Genomic DNA, 9046 nt, shown 5'->3' with positions numbered 1-9046 from the left:
CCAATGCCTGTCTGGACGGGCTGATCGAGGCACGCCGTACCCGTGGCCTCGCAGGCACCGCCATCGCCTGGGGCCCGTGGGCCGAGGCCGGTATGGCCGCCGATGCGGAGGCAGCGGAGGCGCTGCGCCGCCGTGGCCTGATCGCACTCGATCCCGAGCGCGGGGTCGGAGCCCTGGCACGGGCGGTTTCCGGCTCCGATCCGGTCGTCGTGGTCGCCGATGTGGACTGGGCCCGTTTCACCCCGGCCTACACCAGCGTCCGCCCCAGCCCCCTCCTGACCGGCATCCCGGAAGCCCAGCCCGCACCCCACGACAGCCCGACCGGAGACGGAACCGCCACCAGCCTGCGCGAACGACTCGCAGCCCAGTCGCCCGACGAACGCCGCCAGGCCCTGCTGGACCTGGTGCGCAGGCGGGCCGCAGAGGTGCTGGGACACGGTGATCCCGGAGCCGTCGGATCGGCGCAGGCGTTCAGGGAACTCGGTGTGGACTCCTTGACCGCCGTGGAGCTGCGCAACCGGCTCTCCGCGGACGCCGGGACGAAGCTGCCGAGCACGCTCGTCTTCGACCACCCGACGCCGCGTCATCTGGCCGCGTTCCTGGACGAGGAACTGTTCGGCGCGGAGGAGGCCGAGGCGGAGAGTGCGCTGGTCGCCGAGTTGGACCGGCTGGCCGCCACGATTTCAAGGCTTTCCCCAGAGAACAGCGCCAGGGCTCTCGCCCAGGCACGTTTGCGCAGCATGCTGACGGAGCTGGGTGATCAGAGCGAGGCCGATGCCAAGGCCACGGTCTCCCAGCAGCTTGAGGCGGCGTCGGACGACGAGATCTTCGACTTCATCAATCGGGAGCTCGGCCGGTCCTGAACGCCTGCGTCGCAGCCGTAGCAGGCCGAACCGTTCCTACTGCCGACAACGTATGGGGCAAGTTCCAATGGCGAATGAAGACAAGCTCCGGGACTACCTCAAGTGGGTCACCGCCGACCTCGCCGAGACGCGGCGCCGGCTTCAGGAGCTGGAGTCGCGCGGGGACGAGCCCATCGCCATCGTCGGGATGAGCTGCCGCTTCCCCGGCGGGGTGCGGTCCCCCGAGGACTACTGGCAGCTCCTCGCCGACGGCGTGGACGCCATCTCCGCGTGGCCCACCGACCGCGGCTGGGACACCGATGCCCTCTACGACCCCGAATTCCGCCGCCAGGACGGCAGTTACGCCCGCGAGGGCGGCTTCCTGACCGGCGCGGGGGACTTCGACGCCGCGTTCTTCGGGATCTCCCCGCGTGAGGCCCTCGCGATGGACCCGCAGCAGCGGCTGCTGCTGGAGACGTCCTGGGAGGCCTTCGAACACGCGGGCATCGACCCGGAGTCGGCGCGTGGCGGTCGCGCCGGAGTCTTCGTCGGCGCCGGGAACCAGGAGTACGGCGCGGGCCTGACCGACGTCCCCGACGACGTACGCGGCCACCTGCTCACCGGCAACTCCACGTCTGTGGTCTCCGGCCGCGTGTCGTACGCACTGGGCCTGGAGGGCCCGGCGGTGACGGTGGACACGGCCTGTTCGTCGTCGCTGGTGGCGCTGCATCTGGCGGTGCAGGCGCTGCGCAACGGCGAGTGCGATCTCGCCCTCGCGGGCGGTGTGACGGTGATGTCGACGCCGGGTGTCTTCGTGGAGTTCTCCCGGCAGCGGGGCCTGGCCGCCGACGGCCGCTGCAAGCCGTTCGCCGAGGCCGCGGACGGCACCGGCTGGTCCGAGGGTGTCGGCATGCTCCTCGTGGAGCGGCTGTCCGACGCGCGGCGGAACGGGCACCGGGTACTCGCCGTGGTCCGGGGCTCGGCCGTCAACCAGGACGGCGCCTCCAACGGCCTGACCGCCCCCAACGGCCCCTCCCAGCAGCGCGTCATCCGCGCCGCCCTCGCCGGAGCGGGCCTCGCCCCCGCCGACGTGGACGCCGTCGAGGCACACGGCACCGGGACCACGCTGGGCGACCCCATCGAGGCCCAGGCCCTCCTCGCGACCTACGGCCGGGACCGCGAACAGCCTCTGTGGCTCGGCTCGGTGAAGTCCAACATCGGGCACACCCAGGCCGCCGCCGGTGTCGCGGGCGTGATCAAGATGGTCCTCGCGCTCCAGCACGGCGTGCTGCCCCGCACCCTGCACGTGGACGAACCGACATCGCACGTCGACTGGTCGGCCGGCGCCGTCGAACTCCTCACCGACGCCCGGGAATGGCCCGCGCGTGAGGACCGTCCGCGCCGTGCCGCCGTGTCCGCGTTCGGCGTCAGCGGCACCAACGCCCACACCGTCCTGGAAGAGGCACCCCAGGAGGAGGCCCCTGAGCCCGCTGCCCCCGTCGGGCACGTCATGCCGTGGGTGCTGTCCACCCGTACCCCTGACGCCCTGCCCGCCCAGGCCGCCCGCCTCCTCGCCCATCTGCGCGAACACCCCGAGACCCGTCCGCTCGACCTCGCCTGGTCACTCGCCGCGACCCGTTCCGCGCTGACCTACCGCGCCGCCGTCATCGGCACCGGCCACGACGACCTCCTCGCCGGACTCACCGCCCTCGCCGACGGCACCCCCACCGACGCGACCGTCACCGGCACCGCCCAGCCCGACGGCCGCACCGCTTTCCTGTTCGCGGGCCAGGGCTCGCAACGACTCGGCATGGGACGGGAGTTGTACGACACGTACCCCGTCTTCGCCGACACCTTCGACGCGGTGGACGCGGAACTGCCCTTCGACCTCAAGGCGGTTGTCTTCGGCGACGACGCCGAACGGCTGCACCGCACCGAGTACGCCCAACCCGCGCTCTTCGCCCTCGAAGTGGCCCTGTTCCGGCTGGTGGAGTCCTGGGGCGTCCGCCCCGACGTCCTCGCCGGGCACTCGATCGGCGAGATCGCCGCCGCGCATGTGGCCGGGGTGTGGTCGCTGGCCGACGCCACTCGCCTGGTCGCCGCGCGTGGCCGGTTGATGCAGGCGCTGCCCGAGGGCGGTGCCATGGTCGCCGTGGAGGCGTCGGAGGACGAGGTACGGCCCCTGATCGGTGAGCGGGTCGGCATCGCCGCCGTCAACGGCCCTCGGTCCGTCGTCGTCTCCGGCGCCGCCGAGGCCGTGGAATCCGTGGCCGCGCACTTCCGCGAGCAGGGCCGCAAGGTCACCGCGCTGCGCGTCAGCCACGCCTTCCACTCACCGCTGATGGAGCCGATGCTGGCCGAGTTCCGCACTGTGGCCGAGAGCCTCGCCTACGCGGAGCCCGCCCTCCCCGTCGTCTCCACCGTCACCGGCACCACCGCGAGCGCCGACGACCTGCGCGACCCCGAGTACTGGGTGCGCCACGTCCGCCAGAGCGTCCGGTTCGCCGACGCCGTACGCACCCTCGCCGCCCGCGGTGTCACCCGCTACCTGGAACTCGGCCCCGACGGCACCCTCACCGCACTCGCCCAACAGGTCCCCGGCGCCGCCGAACAGACCGGCGGTGGCGACGCGACCCTGTTCACGGCGACCCTGCGCAAGGACCGCGACGAGCCCACCTCCGCCGTCACGGCGCTCTCCCGACTCCACGCCCACGGCGCCTCCGTCGACTGGTCGGCCCTCCTGCCCGGCGGACAGCGCGTCCCCCTGCCGACGTACGCCTTCCGGCACCGCCGCTACTGGCTCGCCGACCACGGCCGTCCGGCGGCCCTCGCCACCGCAGGCGAAGGGGACGCCGAGTTCTGGGACGCCGTGGAACGCGGCGACCTCGGTACCCTCGCCGGCTCGCTCGGCATCGACCCCGAGTCCCTCGACGCCGTCGCGCCCGCCCTGTCGGAGTGGCGTCGCCGCCGCCGGCAGCGCGCCCGCACCGACGCCTGGCTGTACCGGCCGCACTGGCAGCCCCTCGAACCGTCCGCCGACACCCCGCTCACCGGCCGCTGGCTCGTCATCGCCCCCGAGGGCACGACCGGCCTCGACCCTCTGCTGACGGCCCTTGCCGCGCGCGGTGCGGAGCCCGTCGCGCGCGAACTCCCAGTCTCGGTACTCACCGAACGCGCCGCACTTGGCGCGGAGTTGACGGGCTTGGCCACCGGCATCGTCCTGATAGCCCCCACCGCCGACACGGCCCAGGCCTGCGCCACCGTCGCCACACTGCTCCAGGCGTCCGGGGACGTGGGTTTCCAGGGCCGGGTGTGGGTGTTGACGCGGGGTGCGGTGTCGGTGGGCCGTTCGGACGGCGCGCCGGATCCGGCGCAGGCCGCGGTGTGGGGCCTGGGCCGGGTCGCGGCACTGGAGTACCCGGACCGCTGGGGCGGTCTGATCGACCTGCCCGACACTCTCGACCGACGCTCCGCACAGCGCCTCACCTCTGTGCTGGCGGGCGGCACCGCCGACGAGGATCAGCTGGCTGTGCGGCCTTCGGGTGTCTTCGGGCGCCGGCTGGAGCGGGTCGCCTCCGACGGCGCCCAGGCCTGGCAGCCTCAGGGAACGGTGCTCGTGACCGGTGGCACCGGTGCGCTCGGCGCGCGGGTGGCGCGTTGGGCGGCCGAACAGGGCGCGGAGCACCTGGTGTTGGTCAGCCGTCGAGGGCCGGACGCGCCGGGCGTGACCGATCTGCGAGGTGAGCTGGAGTCGGCGGGCGCGCGGGTGACGGTCGTGGCATGTGACGTGGCCGACCGTGAGGCGTTGGCCGGGCTGCTGGCGGAGCATCCGGTCGATGCCGTCGTACACACGGCCGGTGTGCTGGACGACGGTGTGATCGACGCACTGTCGCCGGAGCGCTTCGCGGGCGTACTGCGGGCCAAGGCGCTGGCCGCGCTGCACCTGGACGAGCTGACCCGCGACCGTGAGCTGGACGCCTTCGTCCTCTTCTCCTCCTTCGCGGGAAGCATCGGCGCGGCAGGTCAGGGCAATTACGCCGCCGCCAATGCGTTCCTCGACGCCCTCGCCGAACGCCGCCGCGCAGCCGGTCTGCCCGCCACCTCGCTGGCCTGGGGCCCATGGGCCGACGGAGGCATGGCCGACGACACGGCCTCCGCCGCCCGCATGCGCCGCGGCGGCGTCCTCCCGCTGAAGGCCGACACCGCTCTCGACGTCCTCGGCCGTACGGCCACCCACCCGGCCCCCGCCATGGTCGTCGCGGACCTCGACTGGGCCGACTTCGCCCCGGCGTTCACCGCGTCCCGCCCCAGCCCGCTCCTCGCCTCCCTGCCCGAGGCACGCGCCGCCGCCGAGGGCAGGGCCGACGGCTCCGGGCACCCCGGCCCCGAGGACCGCGCCGGACTCCTCGGCCGACTGACCCGACTGACCCCCGCCGAACAGGACCGCGTCCTGCTGGAGACCGTCCAGTCCTGTGCTGCCGCGGTCCTCGGCTATCCCGGCCCCGAACAGGTCACCGCCGAGCGCGCCTTCCGCGACCTGGGCATCGACTCCCTCACCGCAGTGGAGCTCCGCAACAGCCTCGTCACCCTGACCGGGGCCACCGGCCTCGCCGCAACCGTCGTGTTCGACTACCCGACCCCGGTGGCGCTGGCCCGCCATCTGCGCGAGGCACTGCTCGGCACCCTCGCCGAGACCGCCGCGCCGACGACCGTGGCCGTGCCGGTGTCCGACGACCCTGTGGTCATCGTGGGCATGGCGTGCCGCTTCCCGGGTGGGGTGAGCGACCCGGAGAGCATGTGGCGGCTGCTGTCCGAGGGCGGCGACGCGGTGGGGCCCTTCCCCGCCGACCGGGGCTGGGACCTGTCCGCGCTGTACGACCCCGATCCCGAACGCCCGGGCACGAGCTACGTCGACGTCGGAGCGTTCCTCGACGGCGCCGGCCGCTTCGACGCCGGCTTCTTCGGGATGAGCCCGCGTGAGGCGCTGGCGGCGGACCCGCAGCAGAGGCTGCTGCTGGAGACCTCCTGGGAGGCGCTGGAGCGGGCCGGAATCGCCCCGGGCGCCCTGCGAGGCAGCCGTACGGGTGTCTTCGCGGGGACCAACGGCCAGGACTACGCGGGAGTGCTCGTCGCCTCGGGCGAGGACGTCGGAGGGTACATCGGCACGGGGAACGCGGCGTCGGTGCTGTCGGGCCGGGTGTCGTACGTGCTGGGTCTGGAGGGCCCGGCGGTGACCGTCGACACGGCCTGCTCGTCGTCGCTGGTCGCCCTGCATCTGGCGGTCCAGGCACTGCGTTCCGGTGAGTGCGACCTCGCTCTCGCGGGCGGTGTCACCGTGATGTCGACGCCGGGTGCGTTCGTGGAGTTCTCGCGACAGCGGGGGCTCGCTGCTGACGGCCGGTGCAAGGCCTTCGCCGAGGGTGCCGATGGTACGGGCTGGGGCGAGGGCGTGGGTGTCCTGGTCGTGGAGCGGCTGTCCGACGCCCGCCGCCTCGGACACCGGGTGCTGGCGGTGGTCGCCGGTTCGGCGGTGAACCAGGACGGTGCGTCGAATGGCCTTACGGCGCCGAACGGTCCGTCGCAGCAGCGGGTGATACGTGCCGCTCTCGCGGGCGCCGGGCTGAAGCCGTCGGACGTCGACGCCGTGGAGGCCCACGGCACCGGCACCTCCCTCGGCGACCCCATCGAGGCCCAGGCGCTCCTCGCCACGTACGGGCAGGACCGGCCCGGCGAACGGCCGTTGTGGCTGGGGTCGGTGAAGTCCAACATCGGTCACACGCAGGCTGCCGCCGGTGTCGCCGGGGTCATCAAGATGGTCCTGGCCATGCGGCACGGGGTGCTGCCGCGCACCCTGCACGTGGACGAACTGTCGTCCCGCGTCGACTGGTCGGCCGGGACTGTGCAGGTGTTGTCGCAGCCGCAGGACTGGCCGGACTCCGGACATGCGCGCCGCGCGGCCGTGTCGGCGTTCGGTGTCTCCGGGACGAACGCCCACGTCATCCTGGAGCAACCCCTCACGGATGAGGCGCCGGTGACGGTCGAGCCGGAACCGGCGTTGGTGCCCTGGGTGGTGTCCGGGCGCACCCGGGACGCGCTGCAGGCGCAGGCCGGGCGGCTGGCCGAGTTCGTCGACCGGAGCGGTGATGTGTCGCCGGTCGAGGTGGGCGCGGCGCTGGTGCGGTCGCGGTCGGTCTTCGAGCACCGGGCCGTGGTCTGGGGCGCCGAGCGACAGGACCTGGTGACCGCCCTGCGGTCCGCCGCCGCAGGGGAGACGCCCGGAGCCGGGGTGGTCGGCTCGGTGGGGGAGAGCGGTCGTACGGCTTTCCTGTTCGCGGGACAAGGGTCGCAACGGCTTGGTATGGGGCGAGAGTTGTACGAGGCGTATCCCGTCTTCGCTGATGCCTTCGATGCCGTATGCGCTCACCTGGACGCCGAACTGCCGCGCCCGTTGCGGGAGGTGGTCTTCGGGGACGACCGGGAGGTACTGAACCGCACCGAGTACGCGCAGCCTGCGCTGTTCGCGCTTGAGGTATCGCTGTTCCGGTTGCTGGAGTCGTGGGGTGTGCGGCCGGACGTGCTCGCGGGGCACTCGATCGGTGAGATCGCTGCCGCGTATGTGGCGGGGGTGTGGTCGCTGGCGGATGCGTGCCGTCTGGTTGCTGCGCGGGGCCGGTTGATGCAGGCGCTTCCGGCGGGCGGTGTGATGGTGGCGGTGCAGGCCTCGGAGGGCGAGGTGTTGCCTCTGCTCACAGGCGAGGTGGGTATCGCCGCTGTCAACGGGCCGAACGCTGTGGTCGTCGCGGGCGGGGCGGAGGCTGTGAACTCGGTTGTCAGCCGCTTCCGGGAGCAGGGCCGCAAGGTCACTGCCCTGCGTGTGAGCCATGCTTTCCACTCGCCGCTGATGGAGCCGATGCTCGCGGAGTTCCGTGAGGTCGCTGCGAGCCTGTCCTACGACCGCCCGAAGCTCCCCCCTGGTCTCCACGGTCACCGGACTCCCTGCCACCGACGAGGAGCTGACCTCCCCCCAGTACTGGGTCGACCACGTCCGCCGCACCGTCCGCTACGCCGACGCCGTACGCACCCTGGCCGACGAGCACGCCACCGCCCGCTTCCTGGAACTGGGCCCCGACGGGACCCTGAGCGCGCTCGGGCAGGACTGCGCGGACGGCAAGCTGTTCGCCCCGGTGCTGCGCAAGGACCGCCCGGAGGCGGAGTCGGTCCTGTCGGCCGTTGCCGCCGCGTTCACCCTCGGCACCGAGGCCGACTGGTCCGCGCTCTTCCCGGCCGTCACGGCACCGGTGGACCTGCCGACGTACGCCTTCCAGCACGAGACGTACTGGCCGGCCCCCACACGCACGGAGAAGGCCACCGGCGCGGGTGAGATCGACACCCGTTTCTGGGAGGCGGTCGAGCGCGAGGATCTGGAGTCGCTGGCCGGGGAGCTGGATCTGGAGGCCGAGGTGGTGGGCCAGGTACTGCCCGCCCTGACCTCATGGCACCGCCGGAGCCGGGAACAGGCAGACCTGGAGGCCCTGCGCTACCGCGTCGCCTGGCACCCCCTCACCGGCGCCCCCATCGCCACCGCCACCGCCCTCTCCGGACGCTGGCTGGTGATCGAGCCCACCGAGCCCACCGAGGCCGCCTGGGCTCGCTCGGTGACCGACGCACTCATCGCCCACGGCGCCGAGGTCGAGCGCCTGCCCTACGAGAGCGGCACCGACCGTAGCGACCTCGCGGCGCTTCTTTCCGCCGTCGGGCCCGTCGCGGGCGTGGTGTCGCTGCTCGCCCTCGCCGACGGCACGCACGACGGCACTCCTGCGGCCGTCTCCGCCACTCTCACCCTCGTTCAGGCGCTCGGCGATGCCGGGGTGACGGCGCCGTTGTGGGCCGCGACGCGGGGCGGGGTGTCGGTGAGCCGGGCCGATGGCGCGCCCGATCCCGTACAGGGCGCCGTGTGGGGGCTCGGTCGGGTTGCCGCACTGGAGATCCCCGCGCGTTGGGGCGGCCTCATCGACCTCCCCGCGTCCGTCGACAGCCGCACCGCCGGCCGTCTCGTCGCCGTGCTGGCCGGCATCGGGGAGGAGGACCAGGTCGCGGTCCGGGCGTCCGGCGTCTTCGGCCGTCGCCTCGAACACGCCACCTCCCACAACGACGCCGCGTCCTGGCGGCCGCGGGGGTCGGTGTTGGTGACGGGTGGTACGGGG

General features: G+C 73.3%; 1 protein-coding gene and 1 pseudogene. Both read left to right on the top strand.

Annotated elements, in window-relative coordinates; genetic code table 11:
• On the top strand, positions 1 to 863 hold an 863-nt coding region (locus GA0115233_RS38825), incomplete at its 5' end, for a phosphopantetheine-binding protein (RefSeq protein WP_255310509.1).
• A 67-nt stretch (positions 864 to 930) separates the two neighbouring features.
• A pseudogene (locus tag GA0115233_RS38820) lies at positions 931 to 9046 on the top strand (type I polyketide synthase); the annotation flags it as partial.

Origin of the sequence: Streptomyces sp. DI166 (assembly GCF_900091315.1) — a bacterium.
GTDB classification, from domain to species: domain Bacteria; phylum Actinomycetota; class Actinomycetes; order Streptomycetales; family Streptomycetaceae; genus Streptomyces; species Streptomyces fuscus.
This window is presented reverse-complemented; position numbering and strand designations above follow the sequence as displayed.